The organism is Myroides fluvii, assembly GCF_009792295.1.
Classification (GTDB): Bacteria; Bacteroidota; Bacteroidia; order Flavobacteriales; family Flavobacteriaceae; genus Flavobacterium; species Flavobacterium fluvii_A.
In genome coordinates this window covers 3,020,095-3,045,371 of record NZ_CP039934.1, presented here as the reverse complement: position 1 = coordinate 3,045,371, position 25,277 = coordinate 3,020,095, and the positions used below count along the sequence as shown (strand labels likewise).

Genomic DNA, 25,277 nt, shown 5'->3' with positions numbered 1-25,277 from the left:
ACTTCTAAATCTATTATTTATGAATACAATTCTAGCTCAAACTGCTGCAAAGTCTGCTTTAATTTTAATTGAAACGCAAAATGAATGGATGCATCCAGAAGGGAAGCTGAACAAAGCTTTAATTCAAGACACTCAAATGATGCTAAACGCTATTACTAACATTGAAAAGGTACTTCAGTACGCCCGAGAGAACAAAATGGAAGTCATTCACGTAGGATTGCGCTTTAAAAAAGGATATCCAGAGATGGGTAAAGCTGAAGCAGGGCTTCGCAAGGCTATTCCAAATGCAGGAACCTTTCAAGAAAATGAATTTGGTACAGCTTTTTTTGAAACAGTAAAACCTTTAGCACACGAGTTTGTAGTAACAGGTCGCACTGGAGCTAGTGGATTTACTGGTTCTAATTTAGATGTTTATCTAAGAAACAATAAAATAGATAACCTCTACCTTGTTGGATATGCAACACAGGTTTGTATTGAAAGTACCTTTAGAGATGCACATGAAAAAGGATATAATACGTTTGTCATCTCAGATGCTACCTCAGCTTTTAACCAAATGCAACAAGATTACTTTTTAAATGAAATTGTACATCACTTTGGCCAAAAACTAACTACAGATGAATTTAGGGGGTTAAGCTTTGAATAAAGCCCCCTAGATTACAAAGTCAAGTAGGCAAAAGTATTTCAACTCAGGCCTCTCACAGAACCGTACGTGAAACTCTCGTTTCATACGGCTCTTGTCATAAAAATCATATCGTTTTAAAAAGTTGCCAATGATAAAACAGTGTCGGATAGCAGATTTGTTCTATAACTAAAATAAAAATGTAAAATGATAAAAACAGAAACATTCAGTTAGCCGTAAATTCACTCTCCATTTTGCAATAATTTTATTGCTCAATATTTCGAATTTTTTTAGCCGGATTTCCTGCAAAAATTGAATTCTCAGGAACATCTTTAGTTACTACTGAACCTGCTGCAATAATTGAGTTATCTCCAATTTTAACTCCCCCAATTATTACACAATGACCTCCAATCCATACATTATTTCCAATTGTTATTGGTTTGGCATAACCCGTTTTATATCGGTCAACTGGATTAATATTATGACCTGCTGTATAAATCCCTACATTTGGTGCTATCAAGCAATTATCTCCAATTCTAACTTCCGCCATGTCAAGAATTGTGCAATTAAATCCTGCATAAAAATTATCTCCCACATGTATATTTTCACCTAAATCGCAATGAAAATTATGTTCAACAGAAATCCCCTCTCCTATTGTTCCTAAAAGTTCCTTTAAAACACCTATTTTATCTACAACGTTTTCATAATCTATTGAATTAAAAATCTGAAGAAGTTTGCCTGCTTTAATGAAACTTTCTTTTAAATTTTCATCATTTCTTACATATTCAATTTTATCTGTCTTCATATGACTAACTTGTTTTAGTTTGGAAAAAATTACAGTTAACTCTCAAATTTGGTGAAAGCTATTCGTTTATATTTGTTGTAAAATGTTTATTATTTTAATCAACAGCTAAATTAAAAATAAAGCCAATATTTCTAACATTGATTTTCTTTAATCTCTTTATTGGTGGCAATCAGTCGGTATATTCTCTTCAGGCTATCTATCATTATACATACTGTATTTGATTGTACGAAAAACACCTTTTCTTCCTTTGAAAATTCCACCTATTATTTCAAATCATTTTCGGAATATCCAAAAGTTGTTACTTAGTACTTTCATATCTGAATAAGAAAAACCTGTAAAACAACTGAAAACAAAGAGGTTTTCAAAATAAACAACACTAATATCTTGGATTTATTCACTTTTTTAGGCGTAAGCTATTAGGTAAGTTGTTTCTTATCAACAAGAAATTTAATTGATTTAAAGACATTTACAAGAAGCAGATCGAATCCTGCCACAACTAAAAATTAATGTTGATTTGTAATTCATTCTCAAACTTAAAACAAGTTATATTTTCCTTACCCTCTTTATCACTACCATAAGCTTTTACAGCACCATGGGCAATACATCCAATATAGCGACAGATTTCATTCTCCTGAATAAAAAAATCACCTTTTTTTAAGGATACAGCTTCAAAGAATTGGGAGGTGATCTTAATCTCTTCAACTTGCAATCCTCCAATTGAAAATAGATAATTTTCAAATATATCCATCTGCTCCATATGCTCCATTACTCCTATTTTTATTAGTACTCTTTGATCAACGCTATCCAAAATTCAAAGCTAAAAAATATTTTTAATTAACTCAGTCTTCTTAGGTTTATACTGCACAAAGGGATTAAAAGGAATAATTTGACCTCATAACCAATTCCGAGTGTCAAAAAAGACGAAATAAGCGTAAAATGAAATCGAAACGTAGTGTAGATTCATCGACCTCTCCTACGTCGAGGTGATTACGAACCGAAAATTGGACTATAATAAGACAAAACAAAATCCAAAAGAGCAGATCAAAGTTTTAATTACAACGAATATTTCAATAGCAAGACAATTTCCTTTGACATCATAACCAATTCCGAGTGTCAAAAAAGACGAAATAAGCGTAAAAAGGAAAAGCTGTTTGAGCGAAGTGAGTCCTTTTCCTTTAGCTTAGAAGTCTCCTTTTGACCGGTATTTGTTATTCGTCTTGATTTTTTGTTTCTTTTGTATCAAGACAAAAGAAAATATCATTTGAAAGAATAATTACGCTTGATACCTCGTTTCACTCGGTATGACAGTTGATACTTTCATTTTTATTGAAGAGAGGGATTGCATATCCCAAAGGGGGTAAATAGACACAAAGAAAACAGATACTTCGTTGCATTGGGTCTAACGAAAACATTTACGGGTTATACACAAGGGATTGCATATCCCAAAGGGGGTAAATAGACACAAAGAAAACAGATACTTCGTTGCATTGGGTCTAACGAAAACATTTACGGGTTATACAAAAGGGATTACATATCCCAAAGGGGGTTAATTGACACAAAGAAAACAGATACTTCGTTGCATTGGATCTAACGAAAACATTTACGGTTTATACAAAAGGGATTACATATCCCAAAGGGGGTAAATAGACACAAAGAAAACAGATAAGCTACGCTTATCCACTTTTTTATTTTGTAAAAAGAACGCAGAAAGCGAGCTTTCCGTTCTTTTTACAAAATAAAAAAACCGATAGTTACACTATCGGTTTTCTTTGCGGAGAAAGAGGGAATAACACGTATAGGTTTACTAAATCCTTTAATGTGTTATTTTACTACATATCAATAAGTTAAAGTTTTGGTCGTTCGTGTAAATGTAGTTAAATAGTATATGATGGTATAAAAATTGGGTGTATATTTGGGTGTAATACTTTTAGCCATGACTATAAAAAGAAAAATAACTTTCGCTATTGAAAAAAGAAAAAAGGACAATATTCTTGTAGTTGAGAATGTCCCTATCCGTGCTCGTGTTGTTTATAACGGTGGACGAGTTGAACTCTTTACAGGTTATCGCATCGATGCTTCTAAGTGGGATGAAGATAAGGAAAAAGTACGCAACGGTTCTACTAACAAACTTAAGCAAAGTTCCTCAGAAATAAACACCGCTCTTAGTGAACTTACTACCATTGTGGATAGAATATTTAAAGAGTTTGAACTAAAGAATGAAATGCCTTCTTTCGAACTCTTCAAAGATGAAGTAAAACGCTACTCTGACAAAGAGATAAAGTCAGCAACAGAAAAGAATCTCTTCACTGCTTTTGACGAGTTTGTAAAAAGTAGTGGTAAACGCAACGATTGGACGGATGCTACTTACACCAAGTTTAAAACAGTTCGCTCGCACCTTAGTACTTTTAAGAGTGATTTTCAATTTGCGGATCTTAATGAAAAGACACTCTTAGATTATGTTACTTTTCTTAGAGAAAAGAAACAAATGCGCAATAGTACCATTGAAAAGCAAATCAGCTTTGTAAAGTGGTTTCTTAAATGGTGTAGAAGTAATAACTATACTATCCCCTATAGCTTTGAGAGTTTTAAGCCCAAGCTTAAAGAAACCTCTAAGCGTATTATCTTTTTGACTCAGGAGGAATTAGATAAAATCAAAGCAAAAGATTTAAGCGATAAGCCTTACCTTGATAGAGTGCGTGATGTACTTCTGTTTTGTTGTTATACAGGGCTTAGATACTCTGATGCTTATAACCTGACTAAACAAGATATCAATAACGAGGTTATTGAGTTTGTAACCAAGAAAACAAATGATTACTTACGTGTAGAGCTAAACAAACACAGTAGAGCTATTTTAGAGAAGTATAAAGAAGTTCCTTTTGAAGATGATAAAGCACTACCTGTTATCTCTAATCAAAAGATGAATGAGTTTCTTAAGACTCTTGGAGAAGTAACAGAAATCAATGAGCCTATTAGAGAAACATACTATCAAGGAAATAAGCGAATTGAAGAGGTTAAACCCAAGTATGAACATCTTAGTACTCACGTAGGGCGAAGAACGTTTATCTGTACTGCTTTATCGTTGGGAATACCTGTACAAGTGGTTATGAAATGGACAGGGCATTCTGATTATAAATCTATGAAACCCTACATTGATATAGCGGATTCAATCAAGGCTAATGCAATGACTAAATTTGATACGATATGAGCGATACCATTTCAACTACTTTAAAGCTGAGTCAGTATTCTAAGACATTAGACAAACTCTTAGATGAGTTTAAATCTGATGAGTTTACCTATGATATTTGGCAATGTTACAAGCAAGAGTCTTATGCTACAGTTTCTAAAGAACTTGACGCAATAGACCTTGAAGCCTTGCTGATTGAAATAAGAAATAGCAACTTTTCTAAGGGAGCTTTAAACAATATCGCTTTACTTCTTGAACAGCTAAGTTTGTTATTTGACCAGCATAATACTAAGATGCAAAACCTTGATTTCTATAAGCTGTACCACAGAGTATATATTGTGCACCTATTTAACGATAAGATTGCGCTTGCTACAGAGGATCTAAAGCACGTTAAAGAAAGAGAGCTTCCCTTAGAAGCACCAAAGGATCTAAATGATGCTGATATTGAGTATTTCAGAAAAGAACTTTCTGACCTTTATACCGAAAAGGAAGTCTTTGAAAAAGAGAATACTTACCTACTAACCAATTATTACAACTCATTTAAAACACATATCACCAAAGCGAAAGATTGGATTACAACTTATTTCCCTGAGGAACGGTTAAACTTAGACGATGATCTTTTTACAAGTATGCAAGTTAATCTTCTATACGAAGAGTGTATCTTGATGCAGTGTTTTAGTACTGAGGATATAAGCTTTGAGGATTTCTACCTGATTTTAAACAGGAGAAAGCCCAAAGCTAAATTTACACAGCCTTTTAAGCAAGTGACCAAGTTTGCTAAAGAACTAAAGCCTTATACTGATAAAGTTGACAAACAAATTAAAGACCAGTGGCGAGAATTTGTTTGTACTGAGCTGAATTTGAACGTGAATACGATTAAGTCTTATGGGCATAATTAATATCGTAAAAATCTGTTTTTAAGTTTTTTAAAGGAATTTATTTTTTATAAAAGTAACTTTCTTCTTTTTTAATGCTTTAAAATTTTCTGATAATTCAGTATGTGGTAATGTCTCATAGATAAATAACCAATACCTATCAAAATCATCTGTTTTCAAGGACTTAGAAAGATCTTTATATTCTTTTAGATATGCATTCTTGTTATGCTTCTTATCATATAAGTAAGCTATCATTAAATAGATACAATCTAAAGAATCAATAGCGTCATTTTTAATCGTTGGAATTTCAAGTTTAAAATCATATTTAATAGCCCAATAAATAGCATAGGAACAAGCCTCATATATTTTCTTTTTACTTCCATACAGGTATAGGTCGTGAGCCATATTCTTAATAATATCCTTACTTATATCGTGAGGTTCAAATACCTTACTTTCTAATATATGTACTAAATAAGGATACAATAAAACCAAATGATGAATTTGCTTTATGTAATAATTTTTTGCGTTTTTATCTAAATGTTTATTAGAAATAATCTTGATTGCATAATTTAAAATTGAAACATCAGAATCTTCATCTAGCATTAATTCAATCGCAAAATCAATGAATCCTTTTAGCTCTTTAACTCTAATCGCTTCGACACTATTAACTTGATAGGTATTAGTAAAATTAAAATGATTTAATTTAGTAACCCATTTTTTAACACTTGCTTGAGGAAGAGGGATTATTTTTGATTTTTTACTATTTAAAGCTAGCTCATACTTCTTCAACTCTTCAGATAAACAAAGAAAAAACCTATCAGCTTCTTCATATGAATTTACATAACAAGTATAGTCATCAATATTTCTAATATAGTTGAATTTTTGTTTACTAAGCTCATTGTCAACTGAGACAAGTAATATTTCAGATATCAAATTAGAGGAATGCGGACCTATTAAAACACCATTAGTTTCTCCGTGCTTTAAGTTACGTGTATTAAAATCAATTGTATTAAACCATTCACTTTGGTCACTTGGTTTTGACTTAGACTTAGCAATACTTTTTCCCACTAACGCCCAAGATATTGAATGGCTATATATGCTTGGAAAGCAATTTGATATATCTGCTAATGCAACATACTTACTTTTTATAACAATATCTTGTTCTGGATCACCATCTTTTGAGAAATTCTTATAATTCATTTCAAACAATTCTGATCTATTTTCTAATTTACGTAGATGAATACGACTAATTTTAAATGCATTATCTTTAGTTTTTTCAAAGAAATAGTCCTGTAATTTATTCCAATTATTGGCTAAATATTTAGCTTGATTAGCGTAAGCAAAGGGTTCTGGAATTGCCATAGGTCTAAGTATATTGATATTTCTCATGCTTGAATATCTAATAAAATCCTTAGGTTTATTGTTAATTGGAAAAGTCATTGAATTAGTAAAATCTAAAAATTCAATGCTAGTCAAGAAATCAGGTATCTTTTCTGCAAAAAGACCATATCCTACCAAACCTTCATATAAATCAATGTCGGAAATTTCTTCTATATAACTACTATAATCTCTCATTTTGATAAGCCTTAAATTAATTATCTTCAATTGTTTCAATTATAGTTTGTAAAAAACTATTTGCTGTTATAAAATTTTTTTCTTGTTGATCAATATGTTGAATGTTTTTTATTCCGTGAAAAAGATTATTACGAAACCTATATACAATTATTGATATCGCTAAAACTACTTCATATTGAGTGTTAGTTTCTGTATAATTAGATATGTCTTCTCTATTTAATAGCACCCTTGCGACAAAATCTTTTCTATCATTTGGTCTAAGTTGTAAAAAATTGAACCGTTCGTTAATCGTGTTATCTTCTTGATTAACATAGCGGTTCTTGAAATAATCTAAATATGGTAGAAAGCAATCAATATCAATAACAAAATCTACATCTGTTAATATTCTTTCTAGTTTAATAATGCTAAAACTTGTTCCAAAAAACTTACCTTCAAATAGATTCCATATTAATGAAAAGTCTTTAATGCTTTGTATATTATTTTCTGTAAAAGAAGTGCCATATCTCTTATTTAACCAATTTATCATCTATAACTATTTAAAAAATTATAATTACTTGATTTTTATTATTTCAAAATCAGGTGAATTTAATCATTTCCTAACTATTAAGAGAATAAAGAATCTCTAAAACCAAAGTTTGCTAATATTTGTACTTATTTCAACATGAATTATGACTTTACAGTTTATTTTGGTGCAATAAATTTATAATACAACTTTAATCACACATTAAAACGCTTAATTAAACACAAATCATTAATTATTAGTGTTTTATGTTTTAATATATTTCCATTTATCACATACTATCACAGAGTTTGATAGGTAGTTTTACAATGTTCGAACGAAGCAATTGTACAACCTAAAAAACTTTATAGTATGTATTTAAACGAATTAAAAGAAAAGCCTGTTTGGCAAATGACAGGACAAGAGCTATTAGACTTACTAAAGGAAATAGCGATGAATGAATCTACTCATTCAAAAAAGCAATCCAATGAATTACCTACCAAACGCTACGTGTATGGTATTGCTGGTATAGCCAAATTATTTAGTTGCAGTATATCTACTGCTAACAAAATAAAGAAAGACGGTAAAATCAAACGTGCTATTTTGCAGTATGGTAGAAAGATCATTGTCGATGCTGATTTAGCATTAGAACTCTTTGCAAAGAAGTAAAAGGATAACCACTACAAATCATCCTTTGTAAGAATCACATTCAATTAATTAAAATCAAAAAGTATTATGTCCTTAGATATACCTTATATCCGAGTAGGGACTTCCTATTTTAAAATTATCGAAAAACCCTTAATATCAGGTGATAAAGTTAAAGTAAGAGTTCGTTGGAATCGTGAAACCATTGTATCGGATCACGGAAAGTCCTACTTGGAAAACGTTTTAAAACTCGATGGGTTCTGCTGTATTCCAGATCATCTAAACTATCAGCTCTTGGTAGATAACTTTTACAATACCTACCACGAGCTCACGATAAGACCAAGTGAAGATAATCTGAGTTTACAACAGTTAGAGAACAACATACCCAATTCTTTACACTTTGTAAAGCACATCTTCGGTGAGCAGTATCTCTATGGTTTAGACTACCTAAAGCTGTTATATGAACAGCCAACACAGCCCTTGCCTATACTTTGTTTGGTCAGCAAAGAAAGGGCAACAGGGAAGAGCTCCTTTATCAAGTGGCTTAAAACAATCTTTGGGCTTAATATGACCTACATCAAAGGAGATTCCTTTAGCTCTCAGTTCAATGCCGATTGGGCAAATATGCTACTTGTAGCTATAGACGAGGTCTTCTTTGATAGAAAGGAAATCACAGAACGCCTAAAGTATCTCTCCACCACCGATAAAGACAAAGTGGAGGCCAAGGGAAAAGACAGACAAGAGATTGAGTTCTTTGCCAAGTTTATCCTGTGCTCAAACAACGAGGACAACTTTATTCAAATAGATGAAGAAGAAATCAGGTTTTGGATCCGAAAGATTAAGCCCATTGAATCCGAAGATGTCTTTTTTGTAAATAAGCTCAAAAAGGAGATACCACACTTCATTGCGTTTTTGCTTCTAAGACCTTTAGAGTCGAAGCAAAAAACACGAATGTGGTTTACACCCAAACAGATACTCACCGAGTCATTGTTAAAGCTAATCAGTAAAAACAAAGTTGAAGTAGCGATGATAGAGCTAATACACCTTTGTTTTGAGAAGATAGACGAACAATTACTTTGTATTGCCCCAAATGATATACTGCTTTTGCTTCGAAAAATAAACCCAAAGCTTTTTATCTCTGCTAGTGAAATAAGAAAGACTTTAAAAAAGTGGGATTTCACTCCAGAGGATAACACCAAATCTTATCAAGGGATAGAACTTCTATCACACGGAGAGTTTGTAAAAGTAGAACGCAGAGGACGGTATTATACCATAGAAAAACCTTTTTTCTATAAAACATTTGATGCTTTGATGCAAGAATAGATTAAACAACTGATAAACAATACCTTGGCTTGCATCAAACTCTGCATCAAACTTAAAAAAGACCTTATTTGATGCAAGAGTGATGCAGAAAACAAAATCAGTTTGATGCAGTGATGCAAGATTGATGCAGATTACTTAATTGAATTTCAGATACATACACTCTTTCTGCATCATTGCATCAAATAAAACACACTTTTAACCCTTTAATCAAAAACTATGAATTGCGATACAGCCAAACAAATAAGAATAATTGACCTACTTGAAAAGTTAGGTTATAGCCCCAAGAGAATAGCTAGTGAAAGTTGGTGGTATATCAGTCCGTTTAGACAGGAAAAAACACCTTCGTTTAAAGTCAACTTAGCCAAAAACCTCTATTATGATTTTGGAGAAGGTACTGGCGGAACAACGCTCGATTTTGTGATGCGTTATAATAATTGTAATCTAAAATCTGCTTTGAGCATTTTAGACAACAATGTTTTTTCATTTGTTCAGCCGACTGTTTTAAATATCACCGCTCAAAGTGAAAAGAATTATGAAATAACAACCGTTACAGAGATAGTTAACCTTCATCTTATACAATATGCCAAAAGCAGAAAACTATGCCTTAAAGCGGTTAAGAAGTATTGCAAACAGATACACTATACGCTGAATGATAAATCGTATTACGCCATTGGTTTTAAAAATGATGTGGACGGATATGAACTTAGAAATAAGTATGTAAAAATGTGTTTAGGCTCTAAAGCAGTTTCTTATATCTGTAATAATTCTAAGAAGGTAATCCTCTTAGAATCTTGGAGTGATTTTATAAGCTTTCTGACTCTTTATCCAAATGTAGAATACCGATTTGATTATATCATACTGAATTCTGTTACTACGCTAAATAGTACATTACTGAATGAGTTTAATAAAATTAAATATAAATCAATCGTTTGTCTTTTTGACAATGATAAGGCAGGTGATTTAGCCACCGAAAAAGTGCTTGATACTTATGGAAATAATGCTGTTGATGGACGCTTATTGTATCAAGAGTACAAAGATTTAAACGATTATTTAAGAACTATTAATCCAAACAATTCGGTGTGAGAAGTACAGGATGTTATTTGACTTGTGGACTCTTGCAAAGGTGATTTGACCTGTGGATTTTACACTGTGATTTGACGTCCTAATTATCGAGATGTGTCTTTGTCCTTACAAATTGGAAATTTGACAGCCAAAGACCACTCGTTTTTCTCCCGAAGGTCGCAAAATGGGTAAGACGATGAAAAAAACAAAGAAGATAGAATTTAGAGTTACCCTTACAGAAGCTCTAATCATAAAAAACAAGGCAGAAAAAGTGGGTTGTAGCGTGTCGGAATACATCCGAAACACAGCACTTGACTATTCTTTAGCGTATAAATTAACTCCTGATGAAGTTGAAGTTTACAAACTGCTCAACAAATACGCTGATAATTTTAGGCGAATAAGCAACCTATTTAAGCTTGGCGATACAACAGGAGTTAAAGAACACTCCATTGAAACAGCTAATCTAATTCGTACTCACTTACAAAAACTACTGTAACTATGATAGCTAAAGCAAAATCTTGTGTTGGTGGTACAGCATTATTCAATTATGTAATTGATGCTAAAAAGGGATATGAACTATTGAGAAATAATCTTTCGGGGGAAACTCCGAAAGATATGTTTCAAACAATGCAGATATTACAAAATCAGAACAGCAAATGTAAAAACAACACAATATCAGCTGTTATATCTCCAACAATTACAGATAGTCAAAAGATGAGTGATAGAGATTTAAGAGCATTAGCAGTTGAGTTTTTACTTGGTTTACAAATCGATCCTACCAAAGCTCAATACATTGCTTTTGTTCATACAGAAAAAGAGCACAAGCATATTCACATCATCGCCAATCGCATAGATGAAAACGGAAAGGCTTTAAAAGATAATTATATTGGGTTTGAAGCTCAAAGAGTAGCTCACGAGATAGTACTTAAATACGGATGGACTTCTATAAGGCAAGAAAATGAGAACAAGAAGCAAAGAGCTGACAACACAAACTTAATAGCTAAAAACGCTATTAAATCAGCTCACAGGGAAGTTTTAGGACAGAAACCTAAAGATTTACAACAATACATTCGCTTAATGCTAGAAAAACAGATTGAGGTTAAGCCTACGATTAATAAACAGGGAAATATACAAGGGTATCGATTTATTCATTTACCAACAGGTACAAACCTAAAAGCAAGTGAAATTGACCGAAACATGAAACTCAATGACTTATTTAAAAATACCACAAGTGCAGAGTCTAAGGATGAAGTAAACAAACTATTTACTAATCAAGAAACATCCGAACCACAAATGCAGAATTGGAAAACAGATGTATCTGTTTTGTTTAGTATGCTATCTACTTTTCAGTTTGGCGGTAATGATGAAGACGATGAACAGAAAAAACGAAAACGAAGAATATTAAAAAGATAAACTATGGCAAAGAACCAACCAAAACTCACTGATATGACTGAAATATTACTTCAGCAAGTCATACAATTAGAACAAACGATAAAGCGAAGCGAAAAAGTTCATTTAAATACTATCAAAGAATTGAGCAATATCAAAGTAACAGTCAATGTTGCTGAACTCCGACAGATAGAAAAAGAACAACAGCAACGATTACAAGATGACTTCGAGCAATTTCATCGAAAGATAACAAAAAACAATGAGGAGCTTTTAAAGGTTCATAAGGCTGTTAGTTCTAAAAGATTGTTTTACTTTATTTTATTGAACATCTTCTTTATTTTAACAATAGGGTTTTCTATGTATGTAACATTTAAGAATACTATTGATAAATCGGAGTACCAGATACTAGTTAATGAGAAAGACGAATTAATCAATCAATTAGAAAATGTAAATCAGTTTTTCATTGAAAATCCTAAAACAACCAAGCTTTTCAAAGAGTGAAAAAAAAAGACTAAAATGTTAAGCAAAGTTATTTCCGTAAAATTTTTAGAGCTGTGAGTGCTCAAAATTTTACAGAATAACTTTGTTGGAATATTTTATGCTATTTTAAAAGAATTGCTAACGTTTTGCGTGTATGTGCAGTAGCGGATTAGAAGCACTTTCTTGTCCGTTTAGCACAAGGTTTCTTAGAAGCACAGACCTTCGATTTAGCACTTCAACCGCTATTGCTACATACACGCTGTTGGCTGCTGGCTTTCTTGTTTCAAAATGGTAAATCATCTTCATTATCGTCTATAATTTTTGAGCCTGTTTCTTCTGTAAACGCAAAATTAGGTTCAAATTCAACTTTGTTTGAGTTCAAATCATACGGCAAAATTACACTATTGAAGTTACCCGTTTTATGGTTACAATATGAAATCACACTGCAACTTAGACATTTGTTTGGGAAGGATATCCTATCTCCATCAATTTCAATTTGATTGTTTTTTTTAAAGTTATTGACTAGAGAAATAGCACGATTCAATTTATTTGAATTTATTTGACTGCTTTCAATCTTAGTCAATCTATAAGAACTGACAATAATTTTCTTTTTTATGCTTCCGTTGTCAGTCTCTATGTCTATTAATTGCCAATACCAAGTAATTAAATAACCAAATTTGACATTCGAATTTTTAAGTTCGTCAATAAAGGCATAATGCTTTACTAAGTCGCTTTCAAAAGGTGTCTGAGAATCCGCTAAATATTTGCTTGAAAATTTTTCGGTTATTGCAAATTTAATCCCTGAGCCATCTTCCAATATATAATCGGGCGCACCTTTTAAATCATTTGTTTTGTTAGAATAAATCGTAGGTTTTGGATTCGTGGCATTATTGACCCGAATCAATGAGTTGAACAAATAATCAAAATTGGATTTTAGGTCAGAATTAATGCTGATTTTACTGTCTTCAAAAGTTTCTTCGTAGCTTTTCGTTCTTTTAAAAATATTATGTCTATCAATGAAAAGCTTTTTCTCTCCTAGCCATTCATCTTTCTCCCAAGTCGTATTTGCTTCTATTTGAAAAGTTTCATTTATAGCAAAGGAAACAGGGCAAAATAAATAGTGGCTTAAATCGCTAACTAATGTTATTTTATCCTTTTTATAAATTTTACTAGGTGCTTTCTTAAGTCTTAGGTGAAACTCTTCTTGAAAGTTCTTTATATGTTTCGCTAATTTTACTCTAGAAATATAGTCATCAAAGGTAATGTCATCTAATATATGCTTTTTAAACTCCGATATTTTTGACTGCTTGAAATTCAATGATTTTAAACTAGCTTCTATGTAATCTGTGTATATATGAAGTTGGATTAATACATCTGCGTACCTGATAAAGTATACTTTCCTGTCGGCTGGGAAAGTTTGACCTTGATAATTGAAAACAGAATTACTAATAATCGATTGGTCTAATTTTAACAACCATTTGTAAGCATCGTAATAATTGTTTTCATAGCACAAATGCTTAACAACATTTAAAACGGTTTTGGTGTAAACGCTTGAAGTATACTGGTCATATTTATCAGCCCTTGATAATATATCTTCTGCGTCCTTGACTAAATCTGGATTCTGCCAATCCTTTATTTTTTCGCTATAGTCAAGCCATAATTTGTCGTTTTGTAAAGGTTTAAAATTTGGATATACCTTTTCTAACTCATTGTGAAGTTTTCTTGCTTCAGTATAATTGTCAGATTTACGTAGGCATTGAGCAAGAAAAAAACCATTCCATTCGTTTTTCTCCAATTCCCAAAGCTGTTTAAACAGGTTCAAGGCTTCATCAATGTAGCCTTCCTGCTTTTTCTTCTTGGCTAATGTTTTTATTTCGTCTGTTGTCATTTTCTTAAGCTTGCAGCCAACGGGAAACGCATTGGCGAAGTGGCGGATAAATTGGACGAAAAGTTCAATTTAGCAGTAACGTAGCCGATGTGTTTCCACAGAAGCTAAATTATTAAAAAAAAGCTGAATGTGGAACACATTCGGCGGAATAAAAAGCACAAAAGTTGAAGTTTGCACTTAACCCGCCATTTTGCCAATGCGATGTTACCAGCAGTTTTTGTTAAAAGTTCCACATATCATTTTGTTCTGTTTCGTCAGTATATTCAAAATGGTTTTTAGCAATTACTTCGTGAATTTTGCTTTGTATATCTTGTGGTAAATCAAGTAAATGTTGACTTATTTCTTCTTTAATTTTTAATTCTTTTGGATTGTTTGAGCTTGTAACTGCTGAAACTTCAGTAAAATTTCTTAATTCTAATCTCTTTAAAACAGAACTGTAATTTTTAGATAACTTATTTTCAATTTCATTAATTTTTTCCCATTCCACAATATTATCAATTTCTTGACTTTCTTGCCAACCTGTCATCAATTTAAATCTTCCTGTTTCAATTATATAATGAATAAGTATTAATTCATCATCTTTTAATTTTCCTTGAAGTATTAAATCTGTAAACTTTGAAAATAAATCAGTTTTATTTGATGTTTGATTAGTTGTAGGATTTTCTATGACTTTTCGTTCTTCAACTTTTTCATTTTTTTTAATAGGTTCTTTTATGTCAAGAATAGTGGACGTTGGTAGAGATGTTATAAAAGTTTTAATGTTACTAATATCAGCTAAAAACTTTTTAACACTTTGAGAAATGAGTAAATGATTTTTAGTTATATCGAAATCTTCTGATAATAATTGAATAAATGAAAGAACTCTGTCTTCATCATTTATATAAAAGCCAATTTCTCGTGGATCTAAAGCTCCATTTTGAAATTCTTTACTGGAAAGATTAAAATTTGGAGTAAAAATAGCTGCATGTTTATTCTCAATAATCCAAGCAGCTCCCATTTCATTTAAACAAGCAATACTTTGATAGTATTCTTCTGATAATAAATAAATTACAAACGGATTCTCGGTAATTTGCGACTTTAACCAATTGAAAATATTTTGTCCAATAGGAATTCCATAAGCAGTGTTACTTGTGTAGATTATTTCACTTTCTTTTATTCCAATATTTCTTAAAAGTTCAACAAGTTTTTCACCAAAATTTTTATTTTTTGATGAGTGGGAAATAAATATTTTCATTCTTAGTACGCTCTCTGTTAAAATTGCTGGTAACGGAAAAAGTATTGGCGAAGGACGGGCTACTTTGCAGACAATTTCAAAGGAAAACCGACCTGAGCAAAATGCTTTTTCAGATTTCTAAATTACAAAAAAAAAGGAATATGAAAAGCATTTTTGCGGATACTTTAGCTGAATTCTCAAAGACAATATTCACCCCGTCTTTTGCCAATACTATGTTGTAGGCAGTGCTTTTAATATACGACTGGTTCCATTCCCATTTTTTCTCTAATATAGTTTACTTTGTTAGTTTCAGATTCATTTTCTATTAAATCTTCAGGTGCAAAGATTATCTCATTTGAATCTGTGTCATAAATGAAAAATTCTTGTTTTTCATAATCATAACACATTGCTTTACCATCAATAAAATTCCTAATTTCCGAACCACTAATTGCAGGAACAATGATGTTACCTGCAAAATCCATTATTCCGTGTTTTATTAACTTATTTTCCCTTACAATAGTAAAATTGACCCCCGAATCGTAAGATTCAACAGTAACTTCACTTAATTCTGCGAAGTTGAGATAGTCGCCATTGATATTTAATAAATCGTAATTAAAAGGCAAAACAGTTTTGTTTGTAAAATCTACCAAACCATATTTCAGTTTGTCAAATGAAACAGTCAAATATTTCTCGTTACAAGATGATATATCTTTGTAAATAAATGGGAATAGAATTTCATTTTTATTGTTAATTAATCCTATTTTTCTGTTTTTGCAGACAAAAACTTTGTTTCCACGGAAATCATCAGCAATTCCTAAAATTGAATCATTTTTCATCCAATATTCACCATTCTCAAATTTATAATCTGCAATATTGTCGTATTCAAAAGGTATTACAATTTCGTGATTTGTGTCAATATAACCCCATTTGTTATTTTTTTTGACTCCAAGTAGACCTTCCGAAAATTTGATCATAGCGTAATCATAAACAAGCGGAATTACGATTTCCGCTTGTCTATTAATCGCACCATAAATTCCGTCAACAGAAACTACGGCTAAATTCGTTTCTTCGTCAAACAACGCAACTTGTTCCCAATCTATTGGATATTCACCTGTGTTCTCGAAATAGGTGAATAAATCATCATCGATTTCTCTCGGCTCAATTTTTCTCATAAAAATTTGCAAATTTTTCCAAGGTCGGTAGATATTTTTCTCTTTTGGACGGTTTGTTTAAGAATTGAGGATGATAAAAATGATTTTTATGATAATATTGTTCGTCAATTAAGAAGTCATCTTCCAAGTAATCAAATGCACTTTTTTTTACAAATTCGAAAATTTTAACTGCTGAATTCTTAAGAAAAGCAATATTTTTTGATTTTTTATTTGTGTAGAAGTCACCAAATCCAATGTATACGGGTTTCTTCTTGAAATCTAAAATCATTGCATCTACATCAGGTAGAAGAAATGGAGATTGTGTTTCATTACCTTTTTTATGTGCAAAATCTACATTGGGTGAACAAATATTGTATAAATTAAAAATTTGAATAACGCCATCAAGTTTAAAATTTTTGTTCACATAATTACCATTGAAAATTGGTAAAATATCTCTCATCGTCGGGTCACCATCGGAAACGAACCAACATTCTGAATTTATTTTTTCATTATAATATTTTGACAACTTTTCAGCAATTACATTATCGATTCCTTTTCCTGGCTTTGCACTTCCTGGATTTTTCATAACAATCGAACCAATTAAATCCCAAGAATCACCAAATTGCAGTAAAGTTCTTGTGCGAAATATTAACGATTCATCATTTATAAACTCTGCATAAACCTTCATATTACATTTTTTTCCAATCGTGCTGTCCTCCTGAAATACAACCATTAGATTTTGGCATTTTGTCCGTTTGTATTAAAGTTGAGCATTTTTTACATAAATAATTTGTATTTCCAACTTCTCCTAATTTATTCCAATCGTGTTGACCACCTCTTGGACATCCGTTAGATTTTGGCTGAGTTGAATTCTTAATCAAAGTTTCACATTTTTTACATTGATACCAATCTATTGACATATTTTAGAGTTTTAGTTATTTTACAAATTTACGTATTAAAGCGGTCAAATTGTGGCGGTATGCTGGTAGCATTGCCTACAACGTTTTGGGGCTTGGCGAAGTGGGGGAATTAGAAGCACAAATGTTCAATTTACCACAAATGTACAATAGAATTCCAAATGATCAATGTAGCACTTCTGCCCCCATTTTGGCAAACCACTGTTGTATGCTGTTTTTTTTATGGTCATAAATCAAATTCATAATCTCTTAATGATACAAATTTGTATGTATAGGATTTTAATATTTCAAGTTATGTCATTACATTATTTTTGAGATTTCTTTTCTTAATGTTGGCAATACCTCTTCTTGAAACCATTTATTTTTTGCCATCCATATATTATTTCTTGGTGATGGATGTGGCAATACAAAAAAATTGGGTAAATATTCGATTTAATTTTTTACCGTTTCGGTAAGTGTAGATTTAGCGTTGTCTTTCAAATAGTATTGTTGTGCATATTGTCCAATTAAAATGACCAGTTCAACAGCGTTGAACTGGTCAAAAATTGGTTGATGCCATAAAGGGGCACATTCTACTCTTGGTGGCAAATCGCCAGATTTTCCTGTACCAGGATAACAAAATCCCATGGGCATAATTCCAAAAATATTGGTATCATAAAATTGACTTTCGTCAACAGCTAACCACTCTCTTAAATTATCGCCACTTTTATCATTCCAAGGAATGCCAGTTTTGTGTACAATTCTGCCAGGTGCTTGCCCAATAATAATAATTTTACTTGTTGTACTTACAGAAATGATAGGATTAGGTTCGATAAATTTTTCACAAACCCTACTACACAGGATATATCGAGAAAATTCTCATATATCCTGTTTTTATTTTTAGCCAATTCATTGTTAATCTGAAAGATACACTTCACTAAAGTATTAATTCGTGTGGTTCGATAAATTTTTCCGTCAAACTCTAATTTTTCTGGAAATATCGAACCAATAATTTCTCTTTTGGTTTGAATACCTCCCTCAGCGTAGAGTACACCAAGGTTTACGACTTTATCTAATGCTCTATCAAGCATACTTTTTATATCTATCTTTTTATTTCCTTCTTCCTCAATTAATTGCTTTTCAAATTTTTCTATATCAATTTTACACTCCTTCTTTATTGCTAAATAATCATCATCCTCTAAAGTTCCTTCTAACAATTTATTTCGAGCTATTGACAGTTTATGATTAATCTTATCAATGTTTTCTAATATACTTTTCTTCTGACTTACTGGATTTCCAAAGACTTGATTATAACTATCTATAAGTAGCTTCTTCATAAAATTTTGCACAACTTTATTAATCTGAAGTTGTTTTAATCCATTTTCAAAAATCTCATTTGCTACACCAGCTTTTTGTCTAAAACCACAACTTGCTAAACAGTGATAGTAATAATACCTATTATTTCTTCCTGTAGAAGCACTACCTGTCAAATTCCTATTACATTTTGGGCAAACTAAAAAACCTCTAAGTGGGAGGTTTTCATCCGAAAGAATCTTTGTATTAGGTCTTTCTTTACGAACATTTCCATCTAATATCATTTGCACCTTATCAAATAAAGCTTCACTTATTAAAGCCTCATGTAATCCAGTTACAAAATATGCCTCCTCGTCTTTATATTTTGGAATAAAGATTTTACCACAATAAATTGGATTTCGTATCGCTACATGAAACGCTGTGCTACTTAATTTTCCTGCATTCATTCTATTCATCTCTAATCTTATTTGATTAGCAGAGAGAATACCTTTAGCTAATTCAGTAAATGCCCATTTCATTGCTTTACTCTGTTCTGGAATTAAAGCGATATACTTCTTTCCATCTTCTTTACTTTTATTTGCATAACCAAAAGGTGCATTCCCCATAACTCTGCCTTCTTTTTTAGCTCTACGCATTCCATAAAAAGTATTAAGAGCTCTTCTGTCATTTTCAACCTCTGGAGCAGCTAAATAAATAGCTAACATCATCTTGTTCTCTGGGATAGTTAAATCTAATGGTTGTTCAATAGCCTGAGGGTTAACACCAAGTTTGGTTAACATATTTATCATTTGATAAGCATCCCCAGCATTACGGCTAAAACGATCCCATTTAGTAAATAATACCAAATGAGTTTTTCCTTTATTTTTCTTTAAATTTTGAAGTAAACTATTCCAAGCAGGACGATTAAATGTTTTTGCAGAATGATCTTCATAAATCACATTTCCTACTTTAAAATTATATTGGGAACAATAACGACGTAAGCGTTCTTCTTGATCTCTTTGTGAGTATCCTTTGTCTGCTTGCTCATCAGTAGACACACGAATATACAAATCAGCTGTTTTCATAAGCTAACCATTTAATTATTAGACGATAAATTAAATTGGGAGATAACACAAAGATAGAAATAAGTTACTCTCTATCAAAGTATTCGCGAAAAACTATAGTAATTAATATATAGAGAAAATCGAGGATTTCAGATGCTTCCTCTTTAGTAACATCTAATCCATTTTTCTGAAAATAGTCTAATGACTCTTCTATACTAATTCGTTTTATATTTCTACGTTTCATAATATCCCTCTTTAGTTATTGACTAAACTAAAGAGGGATACTCATTTATTTTCTGAAATGTCTTTTTATGGTATATCTTGTCGTATATCAGTTATAAAGAAAGATTACACTATACTTTTATATCTATTAATTTTTCCATCTCTAATAACCTCTATACCTTTCTCTTTTTCAATGTTCCTAAGAACATTTGATATCTCTCCACTTTTAAGTGAAATATCAATTAACTTTTTTTCTAATAATTCTTCCTTTATATCAGCTACAGTTTTTGGGGTGTTGAAAAAATTCTCTGATATTAAGTTCCTTATCTTCATTGTTAACTTTATAGCTTTAGATCTTGTTTCTGTCAATTTTCTTTTAGGTGCTAAATCAATTTTCACATCTAATAATGATTGTAGTGATAATTCTACTGTCACAGCATAAAGGAAATAAAAGTCCATATTGGTAGTTTTTCCATTTTCTATCTTTATAATAGAACTTTTAGATATCTTAGTCATATATACAATATCTCCTTGTGTATAACCTAACTCTTCTCTTTTTTTCTTTAGTTTTTGTCCAATCTCTAATTTGTATGGCATAAAGCTTATATTTTTAATAAACACAAAAAGTGTTTATTTTAAAACTTTTTGTGTTTATTGATTATTTGTTTATATTTGTATCTAATAATAGACTGATTAAGCTATACGCTTAACAAACGATGTTATCTCGCGCCGTGAAGTCCTAAATTTGCTTGCGAGAGTAACCGTGCAGTCGCTCCATGCAAAAAAGTTTCATACTTTTGTCTTTGCATGTGAGCGGTACTCACGTATACTTTCAAAAGCATTGAGTTAAACTCAATAGGGTTTAGGACCCCTACGGCTTGAAAGTACGCGACCGCTCCTTGCTTTTTTACAAGGTTTGATCTATCATACTTAAACATCGTTCATATAATTTATGTGAGCGATTTTTTTGTTTTTACACTAAAAGCAATTATCTCTCTCATTAATAGTAGCAAAACAGGGATTCCCCTTTTTTACACTACTATTACCTTTACGTAATAGATAACTTTTAAGCTATTTAGGTTTTTTCTTTTTTGATTCGCACTCTAAAAGTAAATCCTTTCTTACAGTTCTCCAAAAGTAAAGGTCAGAAGATGTGATAGTCTGGTATGTATATACTGGACTATCCAAGGAACTAAAGCAAAAGAATTAATTATTCTTTGCTTAAAAATACAATAGACCTTTTATGTATGCTGTCTCCCAAACAAGCTCTAAAAGGTTTAAAAAACAAGGTTATATTGTTTTACATTCTATCATAGAAGATTAACAATACCTCTTCCTTAATGGACTTATCGAATGTTCTATTCGAGATTTTTTCAATTATTACATTTTATTACAAACAACAAAAATTAGTAACTAAACTCACATTTAGCTTATGATTAAACTTTAGTTTAACTAAATCTTATCGATGTAGATTAATTTGACATTAACGCTTTAATGTTAGATAGCTACACTATTACCTATTTAGTTAGAATAAACACACATTTTACGCAAAGTCTAAGTTAGTTTTTTAGATGCGTACAGGACTTCTATTGTCTACTAATTTGAAACGTATTGTTATCAATATATTCACTTTTAAGCCAATAGAGCAAATTGATTAGTTAGTAAGTAAAAAGCTATGAAGAGAATTTATTTACTGTTCTATTTATTAATCACACTTTAAAACTATTACACTATGGAGAAAAACGCTTACTACTTAGTTTATTCTAAATTGGTTAATGTAGAATTAAGCTATTAGTGAGCACTTAAACACACAACACAAAATATGGCTTAAAGGGATTTTAAGACATATAAAAGTCCATGACTATCTCCTTGCTCTATATCGCATTTTGGGAGACATGCTTTAGAGTAAAGGAGATGGTTTTAAAACTCAATTAACTAACCCCTTGATATAACAGACTTATCTAATACTACGGCAATAATAATCTTAATGATTTAAAGCTCTCTTATATCACTTCAATTATAAATATTATGAAAACTCAAATTTTAACCAATTATGGTTACAGGATAACTATGCTTTTAAGTTTCTTAATCTGTTATCCAAACTATGCCGTATCAAATAATTATTACTTATTTTTTACAATGCCAAATACCTTACCTGATAATAAGCAAAAAATTAAATTAATTGGAATTGTAAAAGACAGTCAAGGTGTTCTTGGTGGTGTACACATATCTACCAGTGACAATAAAGTCGCAGCAACTGATTTAAGCGGGAAATACACTATTGAGATAAGCGCAGGTGATAAAATTACTTTTTCAATGATAGGGTATAAACAGCAGACTATTACTTATTCAGATTATCACGGTTCTATATTAAATATTACTCTTTTAGAAGATAGTAGTACACTGGATGAAATTGTGGTTAATGCAGGATATTACAACGTTAAAGATCGTGAACGTACAGGAAGTATTGCTCGTGTAACTGCAAAAGACATTGAATTTCAACCTGTAGTTAATCCATTGCAGGCTATACAAGGAAGAGTTGCAGGGGTTGACATAACCCAAAGTAGTGGTGTCGCAGGAGGTGGAATGAATATAGAAATACGAGGACGTAACTTTTTAGATAGTTCTAATTCTGGAAGGAATAACCCAATGTATATTATTGATGGGGTACCGTTTATTTCGGAAAATTTAGGTAAGAACAATGGAAATTATGCAACGGAAATACTACCCAATAACATCTCTCCTTTAAATGCCATTAATCCATCAGATATTCTAAGTATAGAAATACTAAAAGATGCTGATGCTACAGCTATTTATGGCTCACGTGGGGCTAATGGCGTAGTTTTAATTACTACAAAAAAAGCCAATAGCGATAAAATGCGCTTTACTATTTCTTCCTCTACTGGTTTTAGTAAAGTACCAAAGTTTGTACAGATCATGAATACCGATCAATATCTTCAAATGCGTGAAGAAGCATTTAAAAACAGTGGTGTTACTTCTTACCCAATTAATGCTTATGATTTAAACGGAACATGGGATAGAAATCGCTATACCAATTGGCAAAAAGAATTAATAGGAAACACTGCTATTGATAAAAACATTGCTTTAAACACAAGTGGAGGAAATCAATATACATTATTTAATATCAATCTTAATCACAATGAAAACACTACTGTTTTTCCAACAGACAAAGGATATAAAAGAAATAACCTCCTACTTAGTTTAAATCACCGAAGCAAGGATGATCGCCTTGCAATAAACACAACCACTACCTACTCAACTCAGAGCAATAATCTTTCTGTTACAGATATAACTCAACAAGCAATTAAATTGGCGCCTAATGCACCAAAACTGTATGATGACAAGGGTAATCTTAATTGGCAAAACGGAACTTTTGAAAACCCAATTGCTCAATTAAATGAAACTTATGAAAACAAAACAAATACGCTAATCTTAAATGCTAATTTGTCTTATAATTTTTTATCTAACACTTATTTTAAAATAAATACAGGGTTAACCAATAATAACTTTGAAGAGTGGAAAATTAGTCCTTATACAATTAACAATCCAATCTATGGACTAACAAGTGATGATTCCTCAAGTAGTAAGGCGGATCAAAAATTCAATACTTATTTAGTAGAGCCTCAAATAGAATATAAAAAATCGATTAATAATCATTCTTTTAGTGTTCTTGTTGGAACAACCTATCAAACATCTACCAGTACTAATTCACAAATTAGAGGAGTTGGTTATTCTTCTGAATCACTGATTAGAAATATTGGCTCCGCTAAGCAAAAATATATAGGAAATACGTATAATTCAACCTACAAATATGTAGCCTTATTTACTCGATTAAATTACAATTACAGCAACAAATATATTTTAAACTTAACTGCTCGAAGAGATGGCTCGAGTCGTTTTGCAGAAAATAATAGATTTGGAAACTTTGGGGCTATTGGAGCTGCGTGGTTGTTTTCTAACGAGTCACTATTATCTGGTAATAGTTGGTTGAGCTTTGGTAAATTAAGAGGAAGCTATGGTGTTACAGGAAGTGATAATATAGGAGATTATGCGTACTTAAATACCTATAGTGTTGTTTCAACTTCATATAATTCTGAGAGCGGATTAACTCCTACATCACTTTATAACGCAGATTACAAATGGGAAAAGACAACTAAACTTGAAGGTGCATTAGAATTTAGTTTGTTTAAAGATCGAATCAATTCTTCTATTGTTTATTACAACAACCGTTCAACAGACCAATTAGTTGGTCTAACTCTTGGTTCTACCACAGGTTTTTCTTCTATTTTGACAAACTCTCCTGCTGTGGTTGAAAATAAAGGATGGGAATTTACTTTGAACACTCAGAACATAGTACATAAAGATTGGAAATGGACTACTAACTTTAATATCTCATTTCCTAAAAACAAACTGCTTTCTTATCCAGGATTAGAAGAAGGTACACAAAGTAGTTTTTATGTTATTGGAGAACCATTGAATATAGTTAAAACATACCAATACAAGGGAATTAATCCACAAACAGGTTTTTATGAGTTTACAGATTTTAACAATGATGGAAAAATAAATGCTCAAGATAAAGTACTTGTTCAAAATCTAAACCCAAAATTCTATGGAGGGATACAAAATACCATCTCTTACAAAAATTTTACCCTTGATTTTTTATTCTATTTCAAAAAACAAAAGAACTATAACATCAATAGACTATACAACCTTCCTGGTGCCGCAATCGTAAACTTACCATTTGAAATGACACAGCGTTGGTCTATCGATAATTTAAATGCGCCTTATATAGCTGCCAATACAAATTTACCTACTTCCAGTAGTAATACTCAAGCTTTTATAGATAGTGATAATTCTATTAGTGATGCTTCTTATCTGCGTTTAAAAAATATATCTGTCTCTTATGTTTTAAAAATACCTACTGTAAATATTGAATCATTACGAATATATCTACAAGGGCAAAATCTTTGGACAATCACTTCCTATAAAGGAATGGATCCAGAATTTGCAACTTATGGGTATTTACCTCCCTTGCGCACATATGCATTTGGAATACAATTAATTTTTTAAAGC

22 protein-coding genes and 1 pseudogene are annotated in these 25,277 nt (G+C 31.5%); 10 read left to right on the top strand and 13 right to left on the bottom strand.

Annotated features, from left to right (window positions below; genetic code table 11):
* The first annotated feature begins 19 nt into the window (after positions 1–19).
* The gene (locus tag FBR08_RS13590; protein ID WP_233266119.1) at positions 20–643 is read left to right on the top strand and encodes an isochorismatase family cysteine hydrolase; all 624 of its coding nucleotides are present in this window, start codon (positions 20–22) and stop codon (positions 641–643) included.
* A 241-nt stretch (positions 644–884) separates the two neighbouring features.
* Here FBR08_RS13590 and FBR08_RS13585 read toward each other — a convergent pair whose 3' ends face one another.
* Complete coding sequence (locus FBR08_RS13585) at positions 885–1,424, bottom strand: sugar O-acetyltransferase (RefSeq protein WP_158963208.1); 540 nt, start codon at positions 1,422–1,424, stop codon at positions 885–887.
* 496 nt (positions 1,425–1,920) lie between these two features.
* The gene (locus tag FBR08_RS13580; protein WP_233266118.1) at positions 1,921–2,190 is read right to left on the bottom strand and encodes a cyclic nucleotide-binding domain-containing protein; all 270 of its coding nucleotides are present in this window, start codon (positions 2,188–2,190) and stop codon (positions 1,921–1,923) included.
* 1,167 nt (positions 2,191–3,357) lie between these two features.
* Between FBR08_RS13580 and FBR08_RS13575 the strand changes: the two genes are divergently transcribed.
* Both FBR08_RS13575 and FBR08_RS13570 read left to right on the top strand, forming a co-directional pair.
* A complete protein-coding gene (locus FBR08_RS13575; protein WP_121965711.1) occupies positions 3,358–4,629 on the top strand; it encodes a site-specific integrase in 1,272 nt (423 codons plus the stop codon).
* Positions 4,626–5,507, top strand: a complete 882-nt coding sequence (locus FBR08_RS13570; protein WP_121965712.1) for a hypothetical protein — start codon at positions 4,626–4,628, stop codon at positions 5,505–5,507. Before FBR08_RS13575 ends, FBR08_RS13570 begins: the two co-directional genes overlap by 4 nt.
* Positions 5,508–5,534: 27 nt before the next feature.
* Here the strand turns inward: FBR08_RS13570 and FBR08_RS13565 are convergent, their stop codons facing one another.
* Both FBR08_RS13565 and FBR08_RS13560 read right to left on the bottom strand, forming a co-directional pair.
* Positions 5,535–7,058, bottom strand: a complete 1,524-nt coding sequence (locus FBR08_RS13565) for an RNA-directed DNA polymerase (protein WP_143824809.1) — start codon at positions 7,056–7,058, stop codon at positions 5,535–5,537.
* Between the two features lie 16 nt (positions 7,059–7,074).
* Positions 7,075–7,584 (bottom strand): hypothetical protein, encoded by a 510-nt coding sequence (locus FBR08_RS13560; protein ID WP_121965714.1) that lies wholly within the window; start codon positions 7,582–7,584, stop codon positions 7,075–7,077.
* A gap of 345 nt (positions 7,585–7,929) precedes the next feature.
* On the opposite strand from FBR08_RS13560, the gene FBR08_RS13555 reads away from it, so the two are divergent.
* From FBR08_RS13555 to FBR08_RS13530, 6 genes are all read left to right on the top strand, one after another.
* Positions 7,930–8,226 (top strand): DUF3853 family protein, encoded by a 297-nt coding sequence (locus FBR08_RS13555; RefSeq protein WP_121965715.1) that lies wholly within the window; start codon positions 7,930–7,932, stop codon positions 8,224–8,226.
* A 66-nt stretch (positions 8,227–8,292) separates the two neighbouring features.
* Positions 8,293–9,525, top strand: a complete 1,233-nt coding sequence (locus tag FBR08_RS13550) for a primase-helicase family protein (protein ID WP_121965716.1) — start codon at positions 8,293–8,295, stop codon at positions 9,523–9,525.
* A 216-nt stretch (positions 9,526–9,741) separates the two neighbouring features.
* Positions 9,742–10,608, top strand: a complete 867-nt coding sequence (locus FBR08_RS13545; RefSeq protein WP_121965717.1) for a CHC2 zinc finger domain-containing protein — start codon at positions 9,742–9,744, stop codon at positions 10,606–10,608.
* Positions 10,609–10,783: 175 nt separating this feature from the next.
* Positions 10,784–11,083, top strand: a complete 300-nt coding sequence (locus tag FBR08_RS13540; RefSeq protein WP_158963207.1) for a plasmid mobilization protein — start codon at positions 10,784–10,786, stop codon at positions 11,081–11,083.
* Positions 11,084–11,085: 2 nt separating this feature from the next.
* Positions 11,086–12,000, top strand: a complete 915-nt coding sequence (locus FBR08_RS13535) for a relaxase/mobilization nuclease domain-containing protein (RefSeq protein WP_158963206.1) — start codon at positions 11,086–11,088, stop codon at positions 11,998–12,000.
* Between the two features lie 3 nt (positions 12,001–12,003).
* On the top strand, positions 12,004–12,477 hold the full coding sequence (locus FBR08_RS13530; protein ID WP_158963205.1) for a hypothetical protein: 474 nt from the start codon (positions 12,004–12,006) through the stop codon (positions 12,475–12,477).
* Positions 12,478–12,739: 262 nt separating this feature from the next.
* Here FBR08_RS13530 and FBR08_RS13525 read toward each other — a convergent pair whose 3' ends face one another.
* From FBR08_RS13525 to FBR08_RS13490, 9 genes and pseudogenes are all read right to left on the bottom strand, one after another.
* Positions 12,740–14,344, bottom strand: coding sequence for a tetratricopeptide repeat protein (locus FBR08_RS13525; protein ID WP_158963204.1), 1,605 nt, complete (start codon positions 14,342–14,344; stop codon positions 12,740–12,742).
* A 220-nt stretch (positions 14,345–14,564) separates the two neighbouring features.
* The gene (locus tag FBR08_RS13520; protein ID WP_158963203.1) at positions 14,565–15,578 is read right to left on the bottom strand and encodes a toll/interleukin-1 receptor domain-containing protein; all 1,014 of its coding nucleotides are present in this window, start codon (positions 15,576–15,578) and stop codon (positions 14,565–14,567) included.
* A gap of 230 nt (positions 15,579–15,808) precedes the next feature.
* Positions 15,809–16,729, bottom strand: coding sequence for a WG repeat-containing protein (locus tag FBR08_RS13515; RefSeq protein ID WP_158963202.1), 921 nt, complete (start codon positions 16,727–16,729; stop codon positions 15,809–15,811).
* Complete coding sequence (locus FBR08_RS13510) at positions 16,716–17,396, bottom strand: hypothetical protein (RefSeq protein WP_158963201.1); 681 nt, start codon at positions 17,394–17,396, stop codon at positions 16,716–16,718. The genes FBR08_RS13515 and FBR08_RS13510 overlap by 14 nt, the downstream gene beginning before the upstream one ends.
* Position 17,397: 1 nt before the next feature.
* On the bottom strand, positions 17,398–17,628 hold the full coding sequence (locus FBR08_RS13505; RefSeq protein ID WP_138983284.1) for a hypothetical protein: 231 nt from the start codon (positions 17,626–17,628) through the stop codon (positions 17,398–17,400).
* Positions 17,629–17,925: 297 nt separating this feature from the next.
* Positions 17,926–18,468: pseudogene (locus FBR08_RS13500) on the bottom strand (uracil-DNA glycosylase family protein).
* On the bottom strand, positions 18,411–19,982 hold the full coding sequence (locus tag FBR08_RS13495) for a recombinase family protein (RefSeq protein ID WP_158963200.1): 1,572 nt from the start codon (positions 19,980–19,982) through the stop codon (positions 18,411–18,413). The pseudogene FBR08_RS13500 and the gene FBR08_RS13495 overlap by 58 nt, the downstream one beginning before the upstream one ends.
* Before the next feature lie 64 nt (positions 19,983–20,046).
* Positions 20,047–20,205, bottom strand: coding sequence for a hypothetical protein (locus tag FBR08_RS16775; protein ID WP_006260699.1), 159 nt, complete (start codon positions 20,203–20,205; stop codon positions 20,047–20,049).
* A 104-nt stretch (positions 20,206–20,309) separates the two neighbouring features.
* On the bottom strand, positions 20,310–20,780 hold the full coding sequence (locus tag FBR08_RS13490; protein WP_158963199.1) for a helix-turn-helix domain-containing protein: 471 nt from the start codon (positions 20,778–20,780) through the stop codon (positions 20,310–20,312).
* A 1,431-nt stretch (positions 20,781–22,211) separates the two neighbouring features.
* On the opposite strand from FBR08_RS13490, the gene FBR08_RS13485 reads away from it, so the two are divergent.
* Positions 22,212–25,274: a SusC/RagA family TonB-linked outer membrane protein gene (locus FBR08_RS13485; RefSeq protein ID WP_158963198.1), complete on the top strand. Its 3,063-nt coding sequence runs from the start codon at positions 22,212–22,214 to the stop codon at positions 25,272–25,274.
* The last annotated feature ends 3 nt before the right edge of the window (positions 25,275–25,277 follow it).